Below are 23,877 nucleotides of genomic sequence, written 5' to 3'. Positions count from 1 at the left end.
GAAATTGTATACTCTTAACCTCCCTTTTCTAGCAAGTGGTAAAGAATTAAATATGTAAATTACGACTCTACTCATTTCATTATTTCTTTACACACCATTGATACAAGCAAATATCGTGCCAACATTAAAATTAAAGTGATTATTTACATATTTTTAAATATTTTGTCGTTTTATCGGTGTTTACTATACTGAAATGTATTATAATTGGTTATTAATTGGTTACATAATGACCAATTAATAACCAACTTTAGACCAATTACATTCAACTAAAGAGGTGCTCTATGAACAAATTTGAAACCAACCACATTGTATTGATCACCGTTTTAAAAGAAACACGAAAAGCCCTACATCAACAACTAACGGAGATGGTAGGTGATCTAATAGATATCGAAAGTTTTTCTGTAGAAGAAAGTATTCCAAAAGTATTTCATTCTACATTAATTGTGTTACCTAATACATTTACGATAGAAACGGTGAAAGACTTTATTGGGGAAAACTGCGAAGTAATAATAGCAAAACGAACATTAAATTATGAAAACGTAGACCAGCTTTTATTTTTACCAGAAGGAACACAAGCCCTATATGTGAATGATAATCATAAAACAGTATACGAATCAATTGAAACGATGCGTCAATTGGGGCTGAACCATATTGAATATGTCCCATACTATCCTGGAAAAACGAATATACAAATGATCAAGCTCGCAATCACACCTGGCGAACTTGAAATTATCCCTGATTTTGTAGAAAAAGTAATTAATATTGGTCATAGATTAATAGATATTACTACAATCATGTCCATTCTAGATCGATTTCATTTAATGGAGGAATCAGGTAACCACGTTTCTGAGAGATACTATCGAAAAATAGTAGATTTAACAAAGAATTTAGCTAAAGCTCATCGACAACTTCATCAAGTTATTGATGGTGTTGGTGATGGCATACTAGCTATTGATTATGAAGGAAGAATTGTTGTCTTTAATGAATTTCTGGAAAGCATGCTGAAAATAAAAAGTAAAAATGCTATTGGTCATCCTGTTGATGCCATTATTGATAATATTGATTTAGTAAACTTCATCCTTTCAAATAAGCAACAAGAAAGCGGGATATTTGTTGTAAACGGCTTGGATGTAATAGTGGAACGTCTACATATAAATGATCAATCGATTATTGTTACTTTTAGAAATGCCCTTAAGACCATTGGGTTTGAACGTAAATTGAGAAAAGAATTTGTCAAAAAAGGTTATGTAGCAAAATACAATTTTCATAATATCGTTGGGATTAGCTCTACGATCCAAGACACGAAACAAATTGCAAAAAGGTTAGCTAAGACTGATCTAACTGTATTAATTGAGGGTGAAAGTGGTACCGGAAAAGAGTTATTTGCAAGTGCTATTCATAATGCTTCTCTGCGAAATAGCGGCCCTTTTCTTGCCGTTAACTTTAGTGCTTTATCGGATGATTTAGTCGAGAGTGAATTATTTGGTTATGAAGACGGAGCATTTACCGGAGCAAAAAAGGGCGGGAAAATGGGATTATTTGAACAAGCAAATGGTGGCACTATTTTTTTAGATGAGATTGGAGATATTAGCCTTAAACTCCAAGCACGACTACTTCGAGTATTGCAGGAAAAAGAGATTATGCGTGTTGGCGGAGGCCAAATTATCCCGATAGACGTCCGGATTATTGCAGCAACTAATAAAGATCTACTAAAAATGATTCAAGAAAATGTGTTTAGAGAAGACTTATACCATAGGCTTAAAGTACTCTTTATACACCTTCCCGAATTAAGAGCTCGTCGAAATGATATTGAATTATTGGCTAAACATTTTGTTGCGCTATCGGACCCTAAAGTCAAAATTGAACAAGAATTGATTGAAGAACTTCATGGATATCCATGGTACGGAAATATAAGAGAACTTAAAAATACGATAGATTATATGCTTGCTGTCCGTACCGGAAACCAAATAACAAAAAACGATTTGCCTAATCAACATTATTTTCAAAAGCCTCCACATAGGAAAACAGATAGCGACCAGGTTGAGAGTATAACCCCCTCTTCCTCAAGTTCAAACGCTCTTGATAAAGAATCACTTTTCATCCTTACCCTCATTATGAATTATGAAGAAAACGGAAAAACAATCGGAAGAAGAATTATTTCTGAAAAGAGCCAAGAAGTCGGAATAAATTTATCTGAAGCACAGGTTAGACACCGATTGAACTTCCTGAAGATGAAAGGTTATGTGGAAATAAAAAAAGGTAGAGCAGGGATTCATTTAGCAAGAAAAGGGTTGGAGATTCTACGTAGTCTTTAGTCAAGGGTTGGATTTTCAGATACATAGAGGCTGTTTTATAAACAGCCTCTTTTTTTTATGGAATAAAACGTCGATAAATTTAAGTTACAAATATTCAGAATTAATATTAAAATGAATAATGGGGATAGGGGTATGGGATTATAAAATTTATACATAACGAGGGAATAGATATGAAACTACAATTAAAAGCGGATTTAGGGCTACTACTAGTTACATTCTTTTGGGGTGCATCCATCTTACTTACAAAGGTTGGACTTGAAGGCATAGAAGAATACAATTTAATCGCATTACGATTTATTATTGCCTTTCTTTTATCAGGTTTAATATTTTACAAACATTTATTCAAAATCGATTTTAAAACTGTAAAATATGCATTTTTACTCGCTTCTGTCTTATTTATCGTTTACATTTTCGCGACTTTCGGCACAAAGTACACGAGTGTTTCTAACGCTGGTTTCTTACTATGTCTCACAGTTATTTTCATTCCAATATTATCAGCTATATTTTTAAAACACATTCCGGAAAAGAAAGTGATAGTAGGAATCTTTTTAACGATAATAGGAATCGGCTTATTAACATTAACGAGCGAATTCAAAATCGGTAATGGCGATATATTTTGCATACTGTCTGCCTTATTTTATGCCATTCACGTCATCATCACTGGCAGCGTAACGAAACATGTAAACTCCATTGCACTTGGAGTTATACAACTCGGCTTCGTCGGCCTATTTAGTCTTATTTTTTCATTCATTATCGAAACGCCAAAACTGCCTAGTACAACCAACTCATGGCTCATCATTCTAGCCTTAAGCATATTCTGCACCGCAGTCGCATTCATCGTGCAAGTAATCGCCCAGCAATACACGACGCCTACACATACTGGACTTATTTTTTCATTAGAACCTGTCTTTTCCGCAGGCTTCGCTTTCGTTTTCACAGGTGAAACGCTCACAGGAAAAGGATATTTAGGGGCGACACTTATATTAGTAAGTGTGTTGATAGCTGAGGTGGATTTTAAGGGGTTGTTGCGGGTTAATTATAAGAAGAATATGGAATAGTTATTTCGCTAAAGTACATAAACATACCCCGAAAATATTCGTTTGTATTATTTTCACCCTCTTACCTTAATTTTTTTAGATGCTGCCTTCGAATAAGGTAGCATCTAAAATATGTTACAAGGAATTATTATATTTATGTAGCCTACATAGTTAACCTTTTCTACATTACTTACTGAATATAGTCATACAGATTTTTCGCTAACAATAAACAAGTTACTGTAATGAAAAGAGCACGAACATACCCGCTTCCTTTTTTTATAGCGAATTTGGAGCCAACAATCCCTCCAGCAATTTGAGCAATTCCCATTATAAAACCATACGCATAGTTGACTTGCCCTACATACATAAACATCAATAATGCACCAACATTACTTCCTAAATTAAGAAGCTTCGCATTACCTGCTGCTTTTAAAAAATCATACCCAATAAATAAAAGAGAAAACATTAAAAATGAACCTGTTCCAGGACCTAGAAATCCATCATAAAAACCAATAGCAAAAACAAAGAAAGTAAAAATAATGACGTGTCGACCAGACAATTTCTTATGAGTGGAAATACTACCCCAATCCTTTTTGAATATCGTATAAATAGCGACCGCACCAAGCATAATCAACATCAATGGCTTCAGTACTTCTGGATTCATTAAATGAACGGTCCATGCCCCTATTATGGAACCTATGAAAGTGAGCGGAACTAATTTAAACGCCGATTTCAAATCAAGATTACCAGAACGATAAAACACAATATTACTAGTTGCACTTCCCATTGTCGATGCTAGCTTATTTGTAGCTACTGCACTTGCTGGATTCAGTCCTGTAAATAATAAAGCTGGTAAAGCAATGAGTCCACCACCACCTACAACTGAATCAATAAATGCAGCTAAAAATCCAAAAGCAATCAAAATCATTAATACAGATGGGTCTAAATAAAAATCCATACTATTAACCTCCCCTTTAGTCACTATTCGAATAGTAACTAATAATTTGCTAAATGTAAACAGTTATTGTAACGTTAAAATATAAAGTGAAACTTTAATCAGTGGGGCCACTGATTATTAGTTGAACCAATCGGGCTTTTACGGGCAGCCCGACCCCCACCTAACTTCTTTGCTTCCGCTGAATTTTGAGGTGGGGGTCTTACTGCCCGTTAATGCGGGATAAAAGCAAACATCGGAGGACGAAAAAAGTGGACTACATAGTGCAACAGCTTAAAAAAATTGGTTTCAATGAATATGAAGCTAAATCTTATGTATCTCTTGTTAAACAAGGGCCTGTCACAGCCTATCAAGTGAGTAAGGATTCGGGTGTCCCAAGAGCGCGGATTTATGAGATTTTAGGTAACCTTGTAGAAAAAGGAATTGTCATGAAGGAAGAAATAAATGACACCACTCGCTATTCACCTCTACCTGTTGAAATCTTTTTACAGAAGGCGCAATCAGAATGGCAGTCTACTTATGAAGGAATAAGTGATTCATTAAAAAAACTAGAAACTTCCGAGGAAAAAACGGATAATCGAGTGATTACTTTAAAGGACAATAAAACAATCATTAGCTATTGTCAGGCATTAATAAAAAAAGCAGAACGACGTATTGTCATTTCAATGTGGGATGAGATGTATGAAGCGTTAAAAGAAGATCTATCTGAAGTTGCTGATAAAGTTACAATACAAGGTATTACCCTGCATGTTGAAAATCCCATTAAAAATCTAGAAGCCCACCGCATAACACCTTACACAGAGACCTTGTCTACAGAACATTGGTTTATTTTATCGATAGATTCTAAAGAGATGATTTATGGACCATCACTTGAAGAGCGTAATATTGCTTTTTATACAGATGACCCCGTTCATATATACTTATTAGAGGATTACGTATGGCATGATGTTTTAGTAAATCGACTTGTCCGACGTAGCCAAGATGACTTGCAGCAGTGGATTACTGCAGAGAGAAAGTCTTTCTTTATGGGGAAATGAGGAACATATTGAAAGAATCAAAAAATAAAGCATAAGTGAATGAAATAGAACACTTATGCTTTATTTTATTTGCAAAGTGATACTCCAGTCTTTTCACTATTTTCCCTCCACAAACCGTCCAAACTCCTTCAAAAACCTCAACTTAAAACTCCCCACAGGTCCATTCCGATGCTTCGCTACATGAATCTCCGTCATCTCTTTCTGCATCGTTTCCTTATCGTAATAATCCTCTCGATACATAAGCATAATGACATCCGCATCTTGCTCAATTTGGCCCGTCTCTCTTAAATCAGATAAAAGCGGACGCTTATCTTGCCGCGACTCTACAGAACGAGATAACTGTGATAACGCTACTACACAAACATTTAAATCACGTGCTAATAACTTAAGCGTACGAGAAATCTCACTAATCTCTTGAAATCGATTGCCCTTATGCTTCGGATCGCCCGTAATAAGCTGCAAGTAATCTACAATAATTAAAAATTTTTTATCACCGTGCTTTCTCTTTAACTTACGAGTTTGCATCCAAATATCTTGCACCGTAACTCCTGCATTGTCGTAAATCTCAAATGGCAACTCACCAATTTCCGCAAACGCCTTACTTACCTTCTCCCAATCTTCCATCGCAAAACGATGCTTCGGATTTTTCAGCCTACCTCCTGACACTTCGCCTACGCAAGATGCCATCCTTTTTAACAATTGCTTACTACTCATCTCTAACGAAAACAATCCAACCGCCGCTCCAGACTTCGCCGCATGCAGTCCAACATTAAGCGCAAACGCAGTCTTCCCCATAGAAGGACGCGCACCAAGAACTACAAAATCACCTTCCTGCAGTCCGCACGTCATCTTATTTAACGATGTATAACCAGTCTCAATACCAGTAATCTCTTTCACATCTTGATGAAGCTCCTCATACAAACCAACTAACGCATCCTTCAAATCAAATTCACATACAGAGTCTTTCTCCTCTAACTCACAAAGCGCCGTAATCGTCTCACCGATAACTTTCTCACTCTTCTCCGCAATAAGGCGCTCTCCCATCTTGTGACCGAGAACACCAGCCTGATACATTTTCCAGGCACCTCGAACAAGCCCCTCATAATAAGAGAAGTTGGCAGTTGTAGGCACACCATCCATTAACCCTATAAAATACTCCATTCCCCCGATCCCCTCTAAAAACTTCGGATCTACCCGAGAAATGAACGTCACAAGATCAATCGGTTGCCCCTCTCCTTCCATCTTTCGCATTAACTGAAATATAGACTTATGTACTGGCATAGAAAAATAATGCTCCGTCAAACGGCACTCCTTAATAAGCTCTCCATCAATTAATAGAGAACCTAACACCGTCTTTTCCGCCTCCACATTTTGAATACTCATGGACGCCACCCGCGCTCCGCTAAAAAGCGCTGCAACTCTTCCTCAGATGGCGCATTCTTCTCCCACTCCTCACACCTCGCCAAAAACTCCTCCGTCTCCCCCGTACTAGCAGACGACTCCTTCTTCCTAAAGCTCGCCGTATCCGCCTCAACCTCACACAATTTCGTAAAACCTTTCCCGTGCCAACCTCTCAAAATCCCCTTCACATAAGCAACCGTCCGCTTATTATTCTCAAACGCAATTTGAAGAGCCTTCAGCACAAGCTCCTCTGACAAATCTTCCATCCACGCACTCAGTTCCTCCACCGCATGAGGAGACAAACTACCAAAATGTTGCTCATAAAAAGAAAACACGCGACTTCCCGTTTCTTCCTCTACAACCTCTTCTTCCGCCGGCTCCTCACAAATTGGCTCAACATCATCCACAGTCAAATCATCAGGCATACCGAAATGCGCTAAAAGCATCGGAACATTCAGCTCTTCCTCTACGCACTTCTGAAGAAACATATGTATAAACTCCTTATTCTTCACACCCTTAAGCTCACGAAGCACACACTTCTCCACATTCATATTCGTCACAGGATTATAACGAAGCCAATTCAAAACGAATAGCTCCCGAGTATCCGCATCATAAAGAATCTTCCCATAATCAACAAAGCGCTGCACAAGCTTATCAACAGTTTCCCGATTATAACCCGTCTCCATCTCAGCTAACCGCTTCGGAAAAGGAAAAATCCCGCACTGCGTCGTCTTCGAACAAGTTAATAAGTAAACATAAAAATACCGCTCCTCCGGCGTCAAATCCAAAACAAAATCATCCTGCCAAAAATTCACCTGCACATTACGATACACCGCCATCCTAATTCCTCCCGTCTCCGTTCAAAAGTAAAAGCCCCTTCATAATATATATGGGAGACTGGCCGGGTTTTTGGCGTGTTATTTTAAATTTTTTTGACTACTACTACTACGGTGTTTGTAGTTGTTTTTGTTTTTGTTATGTTTTTTCTTAGTGATTTATTACTTGGTAGGGGCTTGTAAGGGGCTTAGGAGGGGTTAGTTATCGGTTACTTCAATTAGAAAGACTCGATCTGAGAAGCCGCCTCTTTCTTTTGCTTTCTTTTTACGGATGTTGTTGATTTCTTCTAGTGTTGTGCCTTCGTGTTCGGCTAGGGCGTTTATTAGTTCTAGTAGATCGGATATTTCTTCGAGTTTATGTTCTTTTGTTGTTGCTTCTAGGTATTCGGTTAGTTCTTCTTGGGTTTTATTACAGATTTCTTTTATATATTCGTCTTCGTTTAGGATTCTTGTTGTTGGTGTTTTTCCGTTATTTTTTATTATTTGTGGAATTTTGTTTCGGATTAGTTTGTTGTAGGTTGGCATGGGGGTTCCTCCATTGGTTTTTCTTCTATTATAATGGAAAAGCAGTTTAACTAGTTGTTAAACTGCTGGATTGCTTCTTTTATATAGTTTTCTTCTTCGGTTGTGAAGAGGGCTGGGAATTCGGATAGTGGAAGGTTTGATTTTTGGATTATATCCTCTATATCACTTTGAGGTGTATCAAGATAATTCGTTATCTCTTCTATTACATTGAAAAATCCCTTCAAGGTAACCTGAACATCTTGATGACTCGGATCCTTCTCTTCTACCTTATACTTTTTCAACTTCCCTATCACATCCATAAATCGCCGATCGAACTTTTCTTTTAGTTCCTTATTATTATAAAAGGCTCGAACACTATCCGTTGAAAAGTGTTCCTCTAGCCATTCCTTATTTTCTTTCTCCCATATGAATGTTTGCAAAAATGAAGAAAACAAAGCAACATTCACTCTTTCTTCCTTTTGAAACTTCTTCGTCATCTCATCCATATGCGAAAGTACCTTCGTAATTCTTTCTTGCTCTGCCAAAAGCATCTCTCTTTGAAAATGTATTTGTCTTAAAAAATCTTCCGTCTCAATATCACGCTGCAATATAATATTTTGAATTTCACCAAGCGAAAAACCGAGATGCTTAAACGATTGAATTTGCTGCAGCACATACAAATCATCTTTCGTATATAATCGATGTCCGCCTTCAGTATAATCGCTCGACTTTAATAAATTAATCTTGCCATAATAACGAAGCGTCCGCACCGTAACATCCCCAACACTTGCAAACTCACTAATCATCCATGCCATATCCTCACCTACTCCGATAACTTTTCTTTCACATACTGAAGTATATGAGAAAAACTCATCTCATTCTGCCTACAATATTGAAACAAACCTACAACAAGTAATAAAAAAGGAACATTCCCTCTATAACGATTTTCATGCTCGCTAATACCATCATAAAAGTACTCATACTTTCGTCTTCGTAAAACGATATAAATCGCAATAAACAACACTGCAATCATAACGAAAAATCGCTTTCCCTTTACCTCCACTTCTTGTTTCATCACCTATTCTCCTTCCACTACATAATTGTCTTCTTTAAATAACGGAATTCGAATGAAATAACGATATGGTTCATCGCGTATTACTTTCCACGCAACAATGATCACTTGGACAACCTCAAAAACAAATACGATCCAAAACAAAAAATCACTAATACGCGAACTAATATTAAATAGAAGAAAGATTAACAAATGAAAATTGAACGCTTTTCGGCAATGGTATTTATACAATTCATTTTTACGTGCCAGCGTGATGTACATGAATAGTGGTGAAAAGATCCCTATTGCGGCTGAGAGTAATAGCATGATGATGGTGTTTCTTTTTTCTTTTGTGGTGGTTTTCATGATTGGTTGCTTCCCCCCTTTTTGTTTTGTCTTCTTTAGGTTAGGGGGTGACGTTGGGGTAGGTGCAAGGGGAATTTTAATTTAAAAACAGCAACACTTATTTCAGTGTTGCTGTCCTTCTTTCAAAATATGTATGAAGACGATATTCACATATCTCCTTCGTCCATTCAAATAAGATCTCTTCATCTTCTTTTCTAACATCCATATTTAGAGAAAAGAAGTTTTCATCAAATGATAATAAACCTTTTGAGCTACCACTCCATTTTGTCATTGGCATTGTAGCGATTAGTTTACTAACTTTTTCTTCATCATATTCCCACATACGTTGTGCTTGCTTGTCACTAAAATCTATTTTCTTGCGGTATTCTTTTTCCATTAAAAACTGATGGAAGAATGGTGCAACTTCTTCTGATGAGATAGGATGGTACCATCTTTCTTTTCCACGTTGCAACATCGCCAACAATAATAGCATTTTATAACTTTTTGCCATTCCTGTTTTTTCAACTTCTTGCAACCACGCTTCACAATGTAAAAACACTGTTTTTTCAAGTTCTGTTAATTCATCATTCCATGCTAAAAAGCCAACATATGATTTAAACTCTTGGCGATATTCTTTACTCTCTTCTATACCAAGTTTATGTAATTCTAAATATGTAGGTCGACGTCCAAGATCCATTTTTACAGTTTGATAGCTATGTTGCAATTTTTCTTTTCTCGGCATTTTCTTTTTCAGTAATTCATCTAATAACTGCTTTGCTTCTAATTCAAATTCTACTGTACATCCATCTGGCAATATATTTTGTGTACCATTTCCTTTCGTCTTTCCATCATCCACTCGAAGCATTTGTATTTTTATATCTGCATTTCGATAATTTGCAATTAAATCAATTACAACACAATACTCCTTATGCTCATGCAATCGTAAACCACGACCAATTTGTTGTGTGAAAATTGTTAATGATTCTGTTGGGCGAACAAATAAAAGTGTATCGACAGATGGAATATCAACACCTTCGTTAAATAAATCTACTGTAAAAATAGCATCTAGTTCATTATTATCCAGCTGTTTAATCGCATCTTCTCTCGAAATATGTTTTGTTTCCGAATGAAGTGAAATTGTACTATAACCGTTCTCATTAAAATATGTAGATAAAAAGACTGCTTGCCTAATACTAGAGCAAAAGACAATTGTTCTAGTTTTTTTATATTTCTTCCAAGCTTCTAAAATATTTAAGGCGAGTTCCTCTCTCAACTGCACTTGCGCAAGTTCCTCACGATCATACTTATTGCCTATCCAACGTATTTGTGAGTAGTCAGTATCATCATGTACTCCATAATAGTGAAATGGAGATAACCATCCACGCTGAATCGCTTCCATAAAATCAATTCGATATGCAACGTTCCCATCGCAAATCGAATAAATATCACGAAAATCATTTCGATCTGGTGTTGCCGTTATTCCCAATAAGAAATTAGGATCAAAATAATCTAGTACTCTTTGATAACTGTTAGCTGCAGCATGATGGAACTCGTCTACAATAATAAGGTCAAAATCATTAGGTGAGAAGTTTTCTAAGTGACGCTTTCTACTCAACGTTTGAATAGATGCAAAAACAACATCCTTCTCGCCTTCCTTTTTCTTTCCATTATAAATCCCCGTAGTCTTATTATCGATTACACGTAGAAAAGATTTTTCTGCTTGATTTAATATTTCTTCTAAATGCGCAATAAATAAAACTCTCTTAAAACGTTTTGCAAAAAAAGCAGCTAAATAAGTCTTACCAAGTCCTGTTGCCATAACAACCATCGCTTTGTTGTATCCTTCTTCCAATACATTCTCTAATTGTTCCAATGCAGGTAATTGTGCAAAGCGTGGTGCAATCTTTGTTTCATATACAGCTGATTCCTCTAATTCAATTTCTACTCCTGATCTCGCAGTATAATCCTCTTGTCCCGAGGGAATCATCATTTCAATCTCTTCTTGCTTTGTCCAAGTTCGGACTAAACTTGAATGAGTTGTATGAAATTCTTCATACTCTTTACGATATTGTTTAATTGTTTCTATATTAATAGGCTGAGTTACTTCATTCATATGAATATGTAAAAATTGATCAATTGCCTCCGAAAAAGCTTCCTCTCCAACACTCTCTTTCACAAGCAAGCTCCATTCCACACCACTTGTTAGCGCGGAACGAGACATATTAGAAGAACCAACAATCATAACTCCGTCGCTCTCATGCTCAAATAAATAAGCCTTTGGATGAAATGATTTTCCTGCACTCCTCCACAGTCGAATATCAATATCAGGATGAATTTCATACAAATTCTCTAACGCGTCTGGTTGCGTAATATACAAATAATCTCCTGTACAAATCTTAATATCTACATTCTTTTCTGCTGCTTTCCGCAAAAAAGGGGCTAAAACATCTACGCCTGATTTCATAACAAACGAAGTTAAAATATATATCGATTTTGCATCATCCATATAGCGCTCTAGCTTATGGATCAAATTATTCGTAACGAGCTGGACATTAGTCATCATGTACCTCAACTAAAAAAATTCTTTCCTGAAAACCACCACGCTTTTCGGCCTTCTGTTTACGTACTTGCTCAACATCCTCTAACGTTACGCCTTCATATTGTGCCAATGCATTCACTAACTCTAATAAATCAGCTAATTCTTCTACTTTATGCTCTTTACTTTCAGCCTCTAAATACTCAGCTAGCTCCTCTTGTGTTTTCTTGCTCACTTCTTCTATATATTCTTTTTCATTCAGTATTCTAGTTGTGAATGTCTTTCCGTTATTCTCAATAATTTCTGGTATGCGATCTCTTACTAATTTGTTGTAGGTTGGCATTTGAATCCCTCCAGGATTAGGGTTTTAATGCTCTAATTATACCATATAAGATTTAGTCCTTTTCTTTCTGTTTACATGGGATAGCTACTTAAACCATACATTTTAATCCAATAAATAAGGCTGTATCAAAAACATACTACGATGTCATTTTGATACAGCCTTATCTTATCTACTAATACTACTATCACACTAATCATTTTTGAGCTATACAAGCATTAAAAATTCAATCTACCTACAAAACATTACTATCCTTTAAATAATCATAAAGCTTATTATCAACCGATTTCTCCATAATCATATTCATCGTAACAACCGGTAGTTCTTTTCCATTTTTATCTTGCATTTCAGTTTGTTCTACACTTGCTTTATCAGGTCTCGCTTTTCCTAAATAGTAAAAGTCGCTTCCCTCGTCATCATCTTTTTTCACAAAAATATGAACATCAATATTATTTTCTTTAGCGTCAATAATTGCTTGAACTTCCTTCGATTTTAATGTTCTATTACTTCTTGTATACCATTTAAGAACATCTTGATTAAGGAATTCATCACCGTAGTCCACACTGGATTCTACCTCATCATTTTTATGGTATGTAATAAATATTGGACAAGTATAATATTTTGTCTTATAACCATACATAGTTGAGCTCTCATCATTATGCCAATTTAAAAGTTTACACACATCTTTTCTTGAGTATTTTTTATATACAGTAAGGTTACTATCACACTCATAGTTTTTGCTCTTTTCCTTCGCACTTCTAACGATGTCCATAACCATATACTTAAAGTATTCATTTTGTTCTAAGCTTTTTCGAATAGAATCATTAAACATATATGTCTTATTGTTCTGTAAAGAGATAATTGGCTTTTCTCCATATTTCTTTTGACTGTTTTGTGAGAAAAACTCTAATTCAAAAATTCGTTGTACTGAAGTAATCGTTTCATCATCTGTTAAGCAATTAGTTTCTTCAAGTTGTTTTATATACTCATCCTTATCAACTTTTTCTTGCTTTAATAATAAGTCTAACAAAACGATTTCGTTTTTACGTTTTCCATTTAATACTTCCAATGAAAGCATTGTTAAAACTTTGTTTTCGTACTCTGTTAATGTAGGCACAGCTTCTTTCATTTTCAATAGGAACTGATAATAGTTCGAATATCCATCTACAAGTACAACTGGATCAATAGAATGGTTTACTATAAAGTCATATAAATATGGAATTCTTCCTATTCTATTTTTCAACTCACCAAACGCTTCCTTTAATACTTTCATTGCTGTTAAATTACTATTATTAATAGCTTTAAAGATTTGTTTTTTCGCTATCTCCTCAAAGTTAACTGTTGAAATACCTTTAATATAACTCGTGTCATTTGTATATCTGCGTATATTATCTTTATTTTGTGATCTATCTCCTGAAAGGGCAATTGGAATTAAATAGTTGTTTTTATAGTTTCCAATGAAATCAATAATCGTAACAAAATCTTTTGAATCATGTTTTCGAAGTCCACGCCCCAATTGCTGTATAAAGATAATACTTGATTGAGTTTGTCTTAACATAACAACCTGATTCACACTCGGAATATCAATTCCTTCATTAAATATATCTACCGTTAAAATATAATCAAGTACGCCATTTTCTAATTGATTCACGCGCAATTCTCTTTCCTCTTGAGAATGATCTCCTGTTAATGCAAATGTGCGAAAACCTCTATTATTTAAGGCGTGTGATAATTGTTCTGCTTCATCTTTTCGGCTGCAAAACATTAATCCTGTTACCTTTTCACCAGAAAAACCGTAATATTTTACTTTTTCCACTATATGATCCACTCGCTCTTCCGTAACAAGTTTAGATAAAACAGTAGTGTCATCTATCTTTTCACCATTATATTCAAAATCAGTTACTCCAAAATAATGGAAAGGACAAAGCATATCTTCTTCAAGTGCTTCTTGCAATCGAATTTCATAAGCAATGTTGTAATCAAATAGCTCATAAATATTAAAATTATCTGTACGTTCAGGTGTAGCGGTCATTCCCATTAAAAATTTCGGTTTAAAATAATTAATAACTCTATGATAAGAACTAGCACCTGCTTTATGAACTTCATCTATTAAAATATAATCAAATAACCCAGGATCAAATTGCTGTAAATTTTCTTCTTTTGAAATGGTTTGGATCGTCGCAAATAAATATTTAGCATTTATTTGTTTATTTGACCCTGATAAAATTCCAAAGTCCTCATCTATCCCACCAAGAACTTTTTGAAAATCGGATTTCGCTTTATTTAATATTTGCTCTCGATGAACAATAAATAACATCCGTTTAGGTGAAAAATTTCTGACATCAAATGCTGAAAGATATGTCTTCCCCGTTCCTGTTGCAGAAATAACTAAGCCTTTTTCTTTTCCAGCGTCTCGAATAGCTTGTATTTCTTGTAACGCAGCTTGTTGCATTTTATTTGGGGTAATTTTCAAAGCTTCTTCAATTGAATTATGATATTGACCAGGTAATTCTATAACTCGATCTAGTAACTTATTTTCTACAGCTTGCTCATATATTGTTTCGTAATTTGCAATCAACTCTTCAGTTAATAGTTGAGAATGCTCCCAGACTTCTTCAAATTGATTTTTAAAATGCTGTACTATCTCTCCATCTTCATGCGATGTTAACTTAACGTTCCATTCATAGTTTACCTTCAAAGCATGTGCAGTCAGATTTGAACTACCGACAATTAATGAACAATGTGTTTTGTTATCAAATATGTATCCCTTTGAATGAAAACCAGATAAATTTGTTAATCTTACTTCTACATTTTCAAGTTTCATTAACTCTCTAAACACTTTTGGTGTATTAAAGTTTAAGAATGTAGATGTTAATATACGTCCTTTAACCCCTTTTTGTTTAAGATCAAGGAAATGTGATTTTAAAGTCGCTAGCCCACTTTCCGTAATAAAAGCCACCGAGAAAATAAACGCTGTACTATTTTCAAGCTCTTCCAGCAATGAGCTTAAAACATTTTCATTTTTTTTCGTATTGTTTACTAATAATTTCGGCTTATATATTCCAGGATGATTATGTTTTTGATCAATAAACCCTTTATATAAAGACCCCTCTAATTTTTGAATAAAATTCTCCATATGATCACCATTATGACAATTTTTTATATTAATTGTATTACTCACTGATTTAAAGTGCAAATTTATTACAAATATAAAAAACTATCCGTATAAAACGAATAGTTTTTTCAAATTACTTTACAATCGATTCTTTTGATAATTTCTCAATAGTCGGGATATCCGCAGGTGCCCACTCTAAAGCTGCTAATTCATTCGGATATAACCATTTAATTGCTACATGCTCAGTTAAAACCGGACTTCCTTCAACAAGTTTACAATAGAAAGTTTTTAAATGAACGATACCAAAATCATATTCATAGGCTGTATAATCAATTTGTTCACCAATTTGCACACTACAATGCATTTCTTCATCAATTTCACGCTTTAACGCCTCTTGAGGTGTTTCTCCCTCTTCTATTTTTCCACCTGGAAATTCCCACATAAGAGGTAGCGATTTAGCTGGTCCTCTTTGTGCACATAAAATTTTCTCATCTTGAACAATTACCGCTCCAACAACATAAATATTTTTCTTCATTATGTCCTCCTTAAATCTCACAGAAACTCTATAATTTACGTTTCCACATCTTATAGACTGAAAAATGCCTTTTATATCTTTTAACGACTAATAAATTTTTAATCAGTGAGACAGACTTTATCTATTCCTATCTGGTACCTTAAATGTAATTAGCCTAACACTCTCATCTCTTTTATATTATATAGAAGTAACTACAAAAATAAAGCATGATTGAATACTTTCCTCTTAAGCCTCTTTTCTCACCATCTCTTCATACCTAAAACTACTCTCCTCCAAAAACACCCTACTCTCCCCACTATCCTTATAATAAGAATTCCAACCCCGCTCCCTCAAAATCTCCTTCCAACTATCACTCTCAACCATCTTCTTAATCACACCATCCCAATAAGCAACCTCTTCCTCCGTCATATCTTTCGGGCCCATGATCCCTTTCCAGTGCTGGAAGATGACGTTGATTCCTTGTTCTTTCCATGTTGGGATTTCTGGTAGTCGGTCTAGTCGTTTTGGTGCGGATACGGCTAGTATTTTTATTTTGCTGGCTTTGTATTGTTTTTCGGCTTCGGATAGGGTCATGGTTGCGGCGCCTATTTGTTTGTTCGTTAGGGCGTTTATGATTTTTTCTTTGTTTTCGTAGACGAAGAATTGTAGTTCGGCTGGGTTTATGCCGAATGCTTTGCTTACTTGTACGAAGGATAGGTGATCGTCGTTTCCTAGGCCGGGGGCAACTCCGATTTTGAAGTTTTTCTTGTTTTGTTTTAGTTGTTTCATTAGTTCGTTTGCGTTTTCTATGTTTGAGTCTTTTGATACGACAACAACTTCCCAGTCCGATGCTAATGTTGCGAGCGGCGTAAAGTCTTTATATGTTAGTTTACTGTGGCCTAGTAGGTTGTTCGTTATGAGTAAGCTTGAGTTAATCGCCAGTACGTGACCACCTTTTTGTTTCGTATATTTCCATCCGACATCACCGCTGCCACCTACTTTGTTTGTGACAGTGATTGGTTTTGTGAAGATTTTTTCTTCTGTTAGTGTTTTTTGCATCGCCCGTGCTGTTAAGTCCCATCCTGCTCCTTGAACGTTTGGTGCAACGATTTCTACTTTGTCGATGTTCACTGTATTCGTATGGGATTTTTCCGAGGAACAACCAGCTATTACTCCTGTCATGATCCATATACATAGTAATAATCGTTTTTTCATAGCCCGCGTCCTATTCGGTATTTTCGTTCTGGTCGTCCAATAATGCCGTATGTGTACTCTACTGTGCATTCGTTTGTCGCTACTAAGTATTCTAAATATCTTCTTGCGGTTGTTCGGGAGGCCCCCATTTGTTCTCCCATTTCTTCTATTGTAATGCCCTCTTCGAATCCTTTTATAATACCTTTCACTTTTTGCAGTGTTAACGGATCCACACCTGTCGGTAAGTTTTTTATGTCTTGTGTTTGTGAAGTACCAAAAAAGTTATCGATAATTGTTTGATTCACTTCATTGTTACTATGTAATAGTTGCTTCTTTCTTTTATAGTCTTCAATTGTGCGAACGAATTTTTCTAACGTGACCGGTTTTATAAGGTAGTTACTTACGCCGTTTCGAATTGCTTTTTCTAGCATATAGTTTTCATTCGCCGCCGTTACCATAATGACGTCAACGTTTGGAAAATCAGCATGAATTTTTGGCAATAAGTCTGTTCCAATTCCATCTGGTAAGTAATTATCTAATAGAAGCAAATCGATTTCTTCCCTTTGTAGTAGTTCCATCGTTTCTTTTGCATTTAATGCTTTTCCAATCACTTTTACGTCCTTTATTTTCGATAAAAACTCTTCCTGAATTTGCGCGACGCGGAAATCATCTTCTGCAATTGCGACCTTCAACATATGCCCATCCCCCTCTTTGTCATGTACTTTCTCTCAATGTTTTCGGAAGATAAATTGTAAAAATAGCTCCCCCATTTTTCTCGTTTTGAATTTCAATTGTTCCTTCTAGTAGATCTACCATTTCTTTCACGTTTGCTAGTCCGTAACCACGATCAGTTCCTTTCGTTGAAAAACCTTTTTGAAAAATGCTACTTATTTTTTCTGCCGGTATTCCTATCCCACTATCTATCACTTCAAACACAATATCGTGCCCAATATCCGTAACAAAGAAGGAAACATTCTTTTCCTCTCGTTCATTCACCGCATCAAATGCATTATCGATTATGTTTCCAAGGATCGTAATAAGGTGCGAAACTTTTATATGGTCTGGTAACGGATGAAGCGCACTATCTCCTTCAATATGAAAATCAATTTTCTTCTCAGACGCTGTTGCGAGTTTTCCTAATAAAATAGCTTGTACTTTCGCATCGTGAATTTGATGGAATAAAATATGGTTTTGACTTTGATGAATGTTAGATTCTTGTTGGATAAATTCAATTGCTTCTTTGTAATGTCCTAACTGAAGTAATCCTGATAAAACGAAAAGTTTATTTGTAAATTCATGCGTTTGAGCACGTAAGTCCTCTGAATACTTTCTTACCTCAGATATTGTGTTCACAAGGTTTTGCAGTTCTGTTTTATCTCTAAAACTACATACAACGCCTACTGTATTATTATTTTCGAGTATCGGCGTCATGTTTAAAATAAATACTTTATCTTGAAATGCGATTTCTTGATCGGTTTCTAGCACTCTTTCCATATTAAAATTCGGTAAAACTTTTGAATTGTGCTGCTGCATATAATCATCATTTACATGAAGCATTTCTTCTGCTGAGGTGTTCATCATCGTAATAAAACCGTTTTGATCAATAGCTATAATTCCTTCTTTTATAGATAGTAGTATCGCACTTCGTTCCCGGTATAACGCTGCGATTTCATTCGGCTCTAAACCGAGTGTATCTTTCCTGATGCTACGCGCTAAAAGGATTCCACCAACAATGCCGGCTATTAATACCGCTAAGGAGAAGAGGATAATTTCTTTCGTTCTACTCAATATGTTAGATTCAATGCCTTTTATTAAAAACTCTACTGTCACAACGCCTACTACTTGATCGTAATCTCCGTTATGAACAATAATAGGTGCTTTCGCCATTAAAGCTGGACCGCTTGTACCATTTCCTTCGAGCGTATAATAACCACCAAAAGTGAGTGCTTCATAGTTATACGGGTTGTTACTCTTTGTTCCAATCAACTCAGAATTAGAATGGGAATACATAACCCCATAGCGATCTTCCACAATTACATAATCCGCACCAGCTTGCTCACGAACTTGTTCCGCAATGGATTGGATAGTACTTTTATGTTCGTTATTTTGAAAAGCCTCTTTTATAGCTGGCATAAAAGAAAGAGATTTAGCTGTTTGCAGTGCTAACTGTTCCACTTGGTGCTTCGTATCAACGGACTGAATGTAAACAAATATTCCCGCTAATAGGAGAACGACAAATAAAATTAACGCGATAATTAAGCTTACTATTTTCGTTTGTAATGACACTTTGCGTGATTTTTTCATGCTTCATATCCTTTGATAAAATATTCAAAACTATCAATCTCCTTTTTCTATTATTATGACAAAACTGAAAATGAAGCAACTATTAAAAATATCCATGTTCATAAAGTACAAAAAGAATAAAATTGTCATAATATTGAGATTACATTTAAAGAACAGTACAATTCAACTACAATGAACACGCTTTCATAATTATTATTTTAGTTATAAGCAAGAGGAGGAATTAGTATGGCTCAAGTAAAATCAAACCGAGTCGCCGGCAATATTTTCAAAGGTTCTGTCGGCAATTTAATTGAATGGTACGACTGGTACGTTTACTCTGCTTTCGCTGTTTATTTTTCAGCAGAGTTCTTTCCTAAAGGAGATCCAACGAGTCAGTTACTGAACACAGCAGCTATTTTCGCAGTTGGATTTTTAATGCGCCCTATCGGAAGTTTATTAATGGGACGCTATGCGGATCGGCACGGACGCCGGGCAGCATTAACGCTTTCGATTACGGTTATGGCCGGTGGTTCTTTAATTATCGCCTGTACACCTAGTTACGAAAGTATCGGTATTATGGCGCCAATTATTTTAGTTCTTGCTCGTTTACTGCAAGGGTTATCACTTGGCGGAGAGTACGGAACTTCTGCAACGTATTTATCTGAAATGGCTAGTAGTGGACGCCGTGGTTTTTATTCAAGTTTCCAATATGTAACGCTCGTTGCTGGACAGATGGTTGCGTTAGGCGTTCAAATTGTTCTTCAGCAATTACTAAGCGAACCCGATATGAAAGCCTGGGGCTGGCGCATTCCATTCATTATTGGAGCGATGGGAGCAGTAGCTGTATTATGGCTTCGCCGTACGATGGATGAATCGGAGCAGTTCTCAAACATAAAATCACAAAAACGCGAAAGCGCAGGAACCGTTCGTGCGCTTATGAAACACCCGAAAGCAGTATTAACAGTAGTCGGTCTAACATTAGGAGGCACTGTTGCATTTTATACGTACACAACATATTTACAAAAGTTCATGGTAAACACAGTCGGTCTTCCGAAAGAAGTTGTAAGCTGGATTAACTTTGTCGCACTACTTATTTTCGTCGTACTTCAACCAATTGCAGGGCTACTATCCGATAAAATCGGACGCCGCCCACTATTAATGGCATTCGGTATTCTCGGAACATTACTAACAGCGCCGATCTTCTTCTTCATGGAAAAAACGACAGAACCAATGGTAGCATTTTTACTCATGATGGTCGGTCTCATTATCGTTACTGGTTACACTTCCATTAACGCAATTGTAAAAGCAGAACTCTTCCCAACTGAAATTCGCGCACTTGGCGTAGGTTTACCATATGCACTAACAGTTGCGATATTCGGCGGAACAGCTGAGTTCATCGCATTATGGCTAAAGAGTATCGGAATGGAATCACTCTTCTACTTCTACGTAGCTGGCTGTATCGCGATAAGCTTTATTACGTATTGGCGTATGGATGAGTCATCGAAAACTTCGCAGATTGAGGCGGAGCTTGGTGGGGATAAATTAGTTAACAATAAATCTAGTTAAAATTATGTATTCTATTATCTTCGTTTATCTGAAAAAGCATAATTCGTTAATATGCAATTTAAAAACCTCTACTTATATGTAGAGGTTTTTGTATGACGAAAAAACACGTAGTTCCATTGTTATTTTACAAACCCCAAATTCTTCCTCATCTTAAAGTGGAACAAATTTATTACTTAGAGTGTCTAATAAGTGTATTTCTAATATGAGTTGTCCAGATTGGATACAACATATCCCGTTTGACATCTATTTTTATGTATTACAAAAAAATGAAAGGACTTATTATTCCCAAAAGTAAAAAACATGTATTGTAATACTTTCACAGGTGAACCATTACAAGTGGAAACAAAAAAGAAATAACGCAAACTGTGACTTATCAATCATATAAAGTGAAACTTTAATCAGCGGGGGTCTTACTGCCCGGCAAATAGCGGGATAAACGTTTTGGATGTCATTTAACCTGTGAAATTTTAGCTACAGTAGTATTGTTACCTTATGTCATCTTTAATTGCATCGGTATTTAGAATACCTAGACAAAATCCATATATTCTTGAAAGAGGTTGAAAATTTATGTTCGTTTTAAACAAGTTCTATAACATTTTACATTACAAAAAGATTGTACCTGTAGTATTAATTTCATGTGTATCACTTATAGGCTGTTCCAATAGTAATGCTCAATCTGAACCACCTAAACAAACGAATCAAGCTAATCAAATTAAACAAGAAAATACAGGTAATCAATCTTTTGCTAAACTTGAAAAAGAATATGATGCTAAGCTTGGTATTTATGCACTGGACACAGGTACGAATCAAACTATTGCTTATCATTCAGATGATCGTTTTGCGTTTGCATCTACATCTAAATCATTAGCTGTGGGCGCTCTTTTACGCAAGAACTCATTAGAAGCTCTTGATCAAAGAATTACGTATACTCATGAAGATCTTTCTAATTATAATCCAATTACTGAAAAGCATGTTGATACAGGAATGACGTTAAAAGAACTTGCAGATGCTTCAGTTCGATATAGTGACAGCACAGCACATAATTTGATTCTTAAACAGTTAGGAGGTCCCTCTGAATTTGAAAAAATCTTGAGAGAAATGGGAGATACTGTTACTACTTCAGAACGATTTGAACCTGAATTAAATGAAGTGCATCCAGGAGAAACACATGATACCAGTACACCAGAAGCAATAGCTAAGACACTTCAATCATTTACATTAGGGACTGCACTTCCAACAGAAAAACGTGAACTATTAGTAGATTGGATGAAGAGAAATACAACTGGAGATAAATTGATTCGTGCGGGCGTACCAAAAGGATGGGAAGTAGCTGATAAAACAGGCGCGGGATCTTACGGAACAAGAAATGATATCGCAATTATTTGGCCACCAAATAAAAAGCCAATTGTTCTTGCTATACTTTCTAATCACAATAAAGAAGATGCTAAATATGACGATAAACTTATTGCAGATGCAACCAAAGTCGTGTTAAATACCTTAAAAGCTACGGAATAGAGGATAATAGGTTAAAAGTTTTCTATTTTAGGCGGTGTTTTCTCTAGTAGGAGTTGCACCGTATTTTCATCAACTAAAAATTTAATAGTGTCCCCAAAAATGAAATTTGGTGCTCCCCCTAAAACATCTGGACTGTAATAGCCAATAAAAATGCAAACCAAACGCCCCTTAATCAGTCGTTTGGTTTGCATTTCCTTTTTCTAAAACCACAGAAAAGATAAGCACTATAGTTAACAGCATAATAAACCTTACTTCACTTCCATCACTTACAAAAAATGAATACAAAGTATATATTAAAATTAATATTCCATAAATAATTTTGTGCAATGTACTCCCTCCTTTTTGCCGTATATATTTTAGTATAAAAGTTTGATTCAAGTCCTATATCCAAATGAAAATACTTTTCTCTTGTTCATTTATCTATTTTCTTTTTATAACTCAAACTTCTTCGAATCGTACTTTTCTAGAATTTGCTGCAATTCATTTTGTTCATATAGAATATGCTGATTTGTCTGTACATCTTCAACATTTGCTCCAACTGCTAATAATCTCCTGTACTTAAAAGAGTGCCCTGTTAATACTGTTTTAATCATTTTGTATTGCCCTCCTTTTGTTTGATTACTTGTATCATAAAACAAGTATCTGAAGTTGATATGTATTCTATCTAGAGTGTATGTAAATTTAGAAAATCTCTAATAAAATGTTTGCATTATAACGTCACCACCAAAACTATTGCCCTAAACACCATGATTTGAAGAGATAGGCCCCCATGTTCTAGTCTCAATTCCTCCTACAGTTCTATATTCAGTAGAACTAGTTAATTCCTATAATATAAAAAGAGCACCACTTTTTGGATGCTCCTCGTTATAACTATATATTATTTAATTTCCTTCTTTTGCTGGTACCATTTTTCCTTCTTGAGAATCTGTACCTTCTGTTCTTTCAACTGTTTTTGCATATTCTGGTTTCTCAGGGGATCCCATTTCAAATCCTGGTTGAGAATCTGTACCTTCTTTTGTTGGTACCATTTTTCCTTCTTGAGAACCTGTACCCTCTGTTCTTTCAACAGTTTTTGCGTTTCCTTTAGGAGTTGCTGGCACTGCATCTTTAGGTAAATCAAAGTTTTGTGAGAAAGACGTTGTTCCATCTACACTCTGTGTAATTACTTGATTTGAACTATCTTCATTTGACTTTAAATTGTCCATTTTCGCATCATCTGCACCTCCCGCTACCAATCCTGTACTTAAAAGTGCTCCTGCTAATAATGTTTTAATCATTTTTCATTACCTCCTGTTTATTTGTAATATTCATCAAAAAAGTATCTAGAGTTAAT

At 35.6% G+C, this 23,877-nt stretch carries 22 protein-coding genes; 5 read left to right on the top strand and 17 right to left on the bottom strand.

Going from position 1 to position 23,877, the window contains the following annotated elements:
• Window positions 1–281 precede the first annotated feature (281 nt).
• Together ACTJJY_RS18150 and ACTJJY_RS18145 are read left to right on the top strand one after the other, a co-directional pair.
• Window positions 282–2,315, top strand: coding sequence for a sigma 54-interacting transcriptional regulator (locus tag ACTJJY_RS18150; RefSeq protein WP_440606196.1), 2,034 nt, complete (start codon window positions 282–284; stop codon window positions 2,313–2,315).
• 170 nt (window positions 2,316–2,485) lie between these two features.
• A complete protein-coding gene (locus ACTJJY_RS18145; protein ID WP_440606195.1) occupies window positions 2,486–3,373 on the top strand; it encodes a DMT family transporter in 888 nt (295 codons plus the stop codon).
• A gap of 169 nt (window positions 3,374–3,542) precedes the next feature.
• Here the strand turns inward: ACTJJY_RS18145 and ACTJJY_RS18140 are convergent, their stop codons facing one another.
• Complete coding sequence (locus tag ACTJJY_RS18140; RefSeq protein WP_000348425.1) at window positions 3,543–4,310, bottom strand: TSUP family transporter; 768 nt, start codon at window positions 4,308–4,310, stop codon at window positions 3,543–3,545.
• 248 nt (window positions 4,311–4,558) lie between these two features.
• On the opposite strand from ACTJJY_RS18140, the gene ACTJJY_RS18135 reads away from it, so the two are divergent.
• Window positions 4,559–5,344 (top strand): TrmB family transcriptional regulator, encoded by a 786-nt coding sequence (locus ACTJJY_RS18135; protein ID WP_071731845.1) that lies wholly within the window; start codon window positions 4,559–4,561, stop codon window positions 5,342–5,344.
• 96 nt (window positions 5,345–5,440) lie between these two features.
• Here the strand turns inward: ACTJJY_RS18135 and dnaB are convergent, their stop codons facing one another.
• The 13 genes from dnaB to ACTJJY_RS18070 all read right to left on the bottom strand — a co-directional run bounded on the left by dnaB (window position 5,441) and on the right by ACTJJY_RS18070 (window position 19,484).
• Window positions 5,441–6,727: a replicative DNA helicase gene (gene dnaB / locus ACTJJY_RS18130; RefSeq protein ID WP_440606194.1), complete on the bottom strand. Its 1,287-nt coding sequence runs from the start codon at window positions 6,725–6,727 to the stop codon at window positions 5,441–5,443.
• Window positions 6,724–7,584, bottom strand: coding sequence for a DnaD domain-containing protein (locus tag ACTJJY_RS18125; RefSeq protein WP_440606193.1), 861 nt, complete (start codon window positions 7,582–7,584; stop codon window positions 6,724–6,726). Before ACTJJY_RS18125 ends, dnaB begins: the two co-directional genes overlap by 4 nt.
• A gap of 195 nt (window positions 7,585–7,779) precedes the next feature.
• Window positions 7,780–8,106 carry a nucleoside triphosphate pyrophosphohydrolase gene (locus tag ACTJJY_RS18120; protein WP_440606192.1) on the bottom strand — a complete coding sequence of 109 codons (327 nt, stop codon included), beginning with the start codon at window positions 8,104–8,106 and terminating at the stop codon, window positions 7,780–7,782.
• Between the two features lie 50 nt (window positions 8,107–8,156).
• On the bottom strand, window positions 8,157–8,900 hold the full coding sequence (locus ACTJJY_RS18115; protein ID WP_440606191.1) for a MerR family transcriptional regulator: 744 nt from the start codon (window positions 8,898–8,900) through the stop codon (window positions 8,157–8,159).
• An 8-nt stretch (window positions 8,901–8,908) separates the two neighbouring features.
• Window positions 8,909–9,160, bottom strand: a complete 252-nt coding sequence (locus ACTJJY_RS18110; RefSeq protein ID WP_440606190.1) for a hypothetical protein — start codon at window positions 9,158–9,160, stop codon at window positions 8,909–8,911.
• 3 nt (window positions 9,161–9,163) lie between these two features.
• The gene (locus ACTJJY_RS18105) at window positions 9,164–9,502 is read right to left on the bottom strand and encodes a DUF4870 domain-containing protein (protein WP_440606189.1); all 339 of its coding nucleotides are present in this window, start codon (window positions 9,500–9,502) and stop codon (window positions 9,164–9,166) included.
• Window positions 9,503–9,599: 97 nt separating this feature from the next.
• Entirely contained in the window at window positions 9,600–12,041 is a 2,442-nt protein-coding gene (locus tag ACTJJY_RS18100) for a DEAD/DEAH box helicase family protein (RefSeq protein ID WP_147807565.1), read from the bottom strand.
• Window positions 12,034–12,360 carry a nucleoside triphosphate pyrophosphohydrolase gene (locus tag ACTJJY_RS18095; RefSeq protein WP_053565127.1) on the bottom strand — a complete coding sequence of 109 codons (327 nt, stop codon included), beginning with the start codon at window positions 12,358–12,360 and terminating at the stop codon, window positions 12,034–12,036. Before ACTJJY_RS18095 ends, ACTJJY_RS18100 begins: the two co-directional genes overlap by 8 nt.
• A 232-nt stretch (window positions 12,361–12,592) precedes the next feature.
• The gene (locus tag ACTJJY_RS18090) at window positions 12,593–15,493 is read right to left on the bottom strand and encodes a DUF3427 domain-containing protein (RefSeq protein ID WP_426937724.1); all 2,901 of its coding nucleotides are present in this window, start codon (window positions 15,491–15,493) and stop codon (window positions 12,593–12,595) included.
• Window positions 15,494–15,605: 112 nt separating this feature from the next.
• Window positions 15,606–16,007, bottom strand: a complete 402-nt coding sequence (locus tag ACTJJY_RS18085; protein WP_043938303.1) for a (deoxy)nucleoside triphosphate pyrophosphohydrolase — start codon at window positions 16,005–16,007, stop codon at window positions 15,606–15,608.
• 225 nt (window positions 16,008–16,232) lie between these two features.
• Entirely contained in the window at window positions 16,233–17,201 is a 969-nt protein-coding gene (locus tag ACTJJY_RS18080) for a tripartite tricarboxylate transporter substrate binding protein (RefSeq protein ID WP_440606188.1), read from the bottom strand.
• Complete coding sequence (locus ACTJJY_RS18075) at window positions 17,198–17,875, bottom strand: response regulator (RefSeq protein ID WP_440606187.1); 678 nt, start codon at window positions 17,873–17,875, stop codon at window positions 17,198–17,200. The genes ACTJJY_RS18080 and ACTJJY_RS18075 overlap by 4 nt, the downstream gene beginning before the upstream one ends.
• Before the next feature lie 19 nt (window positions 17,876–17,894).
• Complete coding sequence (locus ACTJJY_RS18070) at window positions 17,895–19,484, bottom strand: ATP-binding protein (protein ID WP_440606186.1); 1,590 nt, start codon at window positions 19,482–19,484, stop codon at window positions 17,895–17,897.
• 225 nt (window positions 19,485–19,709) lie between these two features.
• On the opposite strand from ACTJJY_RS18070, the gene ACTJJY_RS18065 reads away from it, so the two are divergent.
• Both ACTJJY_RS18065 and blaIII read left to right on the top strand, forming a co-directional pair.
• Window positions 19,710–21,029, top strand: coding sequence for an MFS transporter (locus tag ACTJJY_RS18065; RefSeq protein WP_440606185.1), 1,320 nt, complete (start codon window positions 19,710–19,712; stop codon window positions 21,027–21,029).
• A 567-nt stretch (window positions 21,030–21,596) separates the two neighbouring features.
• Window positions 21,597–22,544 carry a class A beta-lactamase BlaIII gene (blaIII, locus tag ACTJJY_RS18060; RefSeq protein ID WP_440606184.1) on the top strand — a complete coding sequence of 316 codons (948 nt, stop codon included), beginning with the start codon at window positions 21,597–21,599 and terminating at the stop codon, window positions 22,542–22,544.
• A gap of 168 nt (window positions 22,545–22,712) precedes the next feature.
• Here blaIII and ACTJJY_RS18055 read toward each other — a convergent pair whose 3' ends face one another.
• From ACTJJY_RS18055 to ACTJJY_RS18045, 3 genes are all read right to left on the bottom strand, one after another.
• Entirely contained in the window at window positions 22,713–22,871 is a 159-nt protein-coding gene (locus ACTJJY_RS18055) for a hypothetical protein (protein ID WP_002093894.1), read from the bottom strand.
• A gap of 104 nt (window positions 22,872–22,975) precedes the next feature.
• Complete coding sequence (locus ACTJJY_RS18050; RefSeq protein WP_440606183.1) at window positions 22,976–23,137, bottom strand: hypothetical protein; 162 nt, start codon at window positions 23,135–23,137, stop codon at window positions 22,976–22,978.
• A gap of 288 nt (window positions 23,138–23,425) precedes the next feature.
• Entirely contained in the window at window positions 23,426–23,821 is a 396-nt protein-coding gene (locus ACTJJY_RS18045) for a hypothetical protein (protein WP_016082677.1), read from the bottom strand.
• Window positions 23,822–23,877 lie beyond the last annotated feature (56 nt).

Origin of the sequence: Bacillus sp. 22475 (assembly GCF_052044835.1) — a bacterium.
Classification (GTDB): Bacteria; Bacillota; Bacilli; order Bacillales; family Bacillaceae_G; genus Bacillus_A; species Bacillus_A cereus.
This window is presented reverse-complemented; position numbering and strand designations above follow the sequence as displayed.

What these genes read in the sequence shown, in the direction of transcription:
- ACTJJY_RS18150 (WP_440606196.1), top strand. Translation starts at nt 282, where the DNA reads ATGAACAAATTTGAAACCAACCACATTGTATTGATCACCGTTTTAAAA.
- ACTJJY_RS18145 (WP_440606195.1), top strand. Translation starts at nt 2,486, where the DNA reads ATGAAACTACAATTAAAAGCGGATTTAGGGCTACTACTAGTTACATTC.
- ACTJJY_RS18140 (WP_000348425.1), bottom strand. Translation starts at nt 4,310, where the DNA reads ATGGATTTTTATTTAGACCCATCTGTATTAATGATTTTGATTGCTTTT.
- dnaB (WP_440606194.1), bottom strand. Translation starts at nt 6,727, where the DNA reads ATGAGTATTCAAAATGTGGAGGCGGAAAAGACGGTGTTAGGTTCTCTA.
- ACTJJY_RS18125 (WP_440606193.1), bottom strand. Translation starts at nt 7,584, where the DNA reads ATGGCGGTGTATCGTAATGTGCAGGTGAATTTTTGGCAGGATGATTTT.
- ACTJJY_RS18120 (WP_440606192.1), bottom strand. Translation starts at nt 8,106, where the DNA reads ATGCCAACCTACAACAAACTAATCCGAAACAAAATTCCACAAATAATA.
- ACTJJY_RS18115 (WP_440606191.1), bottom strand. Translation starts at nt 8,900, where the DNA reads ATGGCATGGATGATTAGTGAGTTTGCAAGTGTTGGGGATGTTACGGTG.
- ACTJJY_RS18110 (WP_440606190.1), bottom strand. Translation starts at nt 9,160, where the DNA reads ATGAAACAAGAAGTGGAGGTAAAGGGAAAGCGATTTTTCGTTATGATT.
- ACTJJY_RS18105 (WP_440606189.1), bottom strand. Translation starts at nt 9,502, where the DNA reads ATGAAAACCACCACAAAAGAAAAAAGAAACACCATCATCATGCTATTA.
- ACTJJY_RS18100 (WP_147807565.1), bottom strand. Translation starts at nt 12,041, where the DNA reads ATGACTAATGTCCAGCTCGTTACGAATAATTTGATCCATAAGCTAGAG.
- ACTJJY_RS18095 (WP_053565127.1), bottom strand. Translation starts at nt 12,360, where the DNA reads ATGCCAACCTACAACAAATTAGTAAGAGATCGCATACCAGAAATTATT.
- ACTJJY_RS18090 (WP_426937724.1), bottom strand. Translation starts at nt 15,493, where the DNA reads ATGGAGAATTTTATTCAAAAATTAGAGGGGTCTTTATATAAAGGGTTT.
- ACTJJY_RS18085 (WP_043938303.1), bottom strand. Translation starts at nt 16,007, where the DNA reads ATGAAGAAAAATATTTATGTTGTTGGAGCGGTAATTGTTCAAGATGAG.
- ACTJJY_RS18080 (WP_440606188.1), bottom strand. Translation starts at nt 17,201, where the DNA reads ATGAAAAAACGATTATTACTATGTATATGGATCATGACAGGAGTAATA.
- ACTJJY_RS18075 (WP_440606187.1), bottom strand. Translation starts at nt 17,875, where the DNA reads ATGTTGAAGGTCGCAATTGCAGAAGATGATTTCCGCGTCGCGCAAATT.
- ACTJJY_RS18070 (WP_440606186.1), bottom strand. Translation starts at nt 19,484, where the DNA reads ATGAAAAAATCACGCAAAGTGTCATTACAAACGAAAATAGTAAGCTTA.
- ACTJJY_RS18065 (WP_440606185.1), top strand. Translation starts at nt 19,710, where the DNA reads ATGGCTCAAGTAAAATCAAACCGAGTCGCCGGCAATATTTTCAAAGGT.
- blaIII (WP_440606184.1), top strand. Translation starts at nt 21,597, where the DNA reads ATGTTCGTTTTAAACAAGTTCTATAACATTTTACATTACAAAAAGATT.
- ACTJJY_RS18050 (WP_440606183.1), bottom strand. Translation starts at nt 23,137, where the DNA reads ATGATTAAAACAGTATTAACAGGGCACTCTTTTAAGTACAGGAGATTA.
- ACTJJY_RS18045 (WP_016082677.1), bottom strand. Translation starts at nt 23,821, where the DNA reads ATGATTAAAACATTATTAGCAGGAGCACTTTTAAGTACAGGATTGGTA.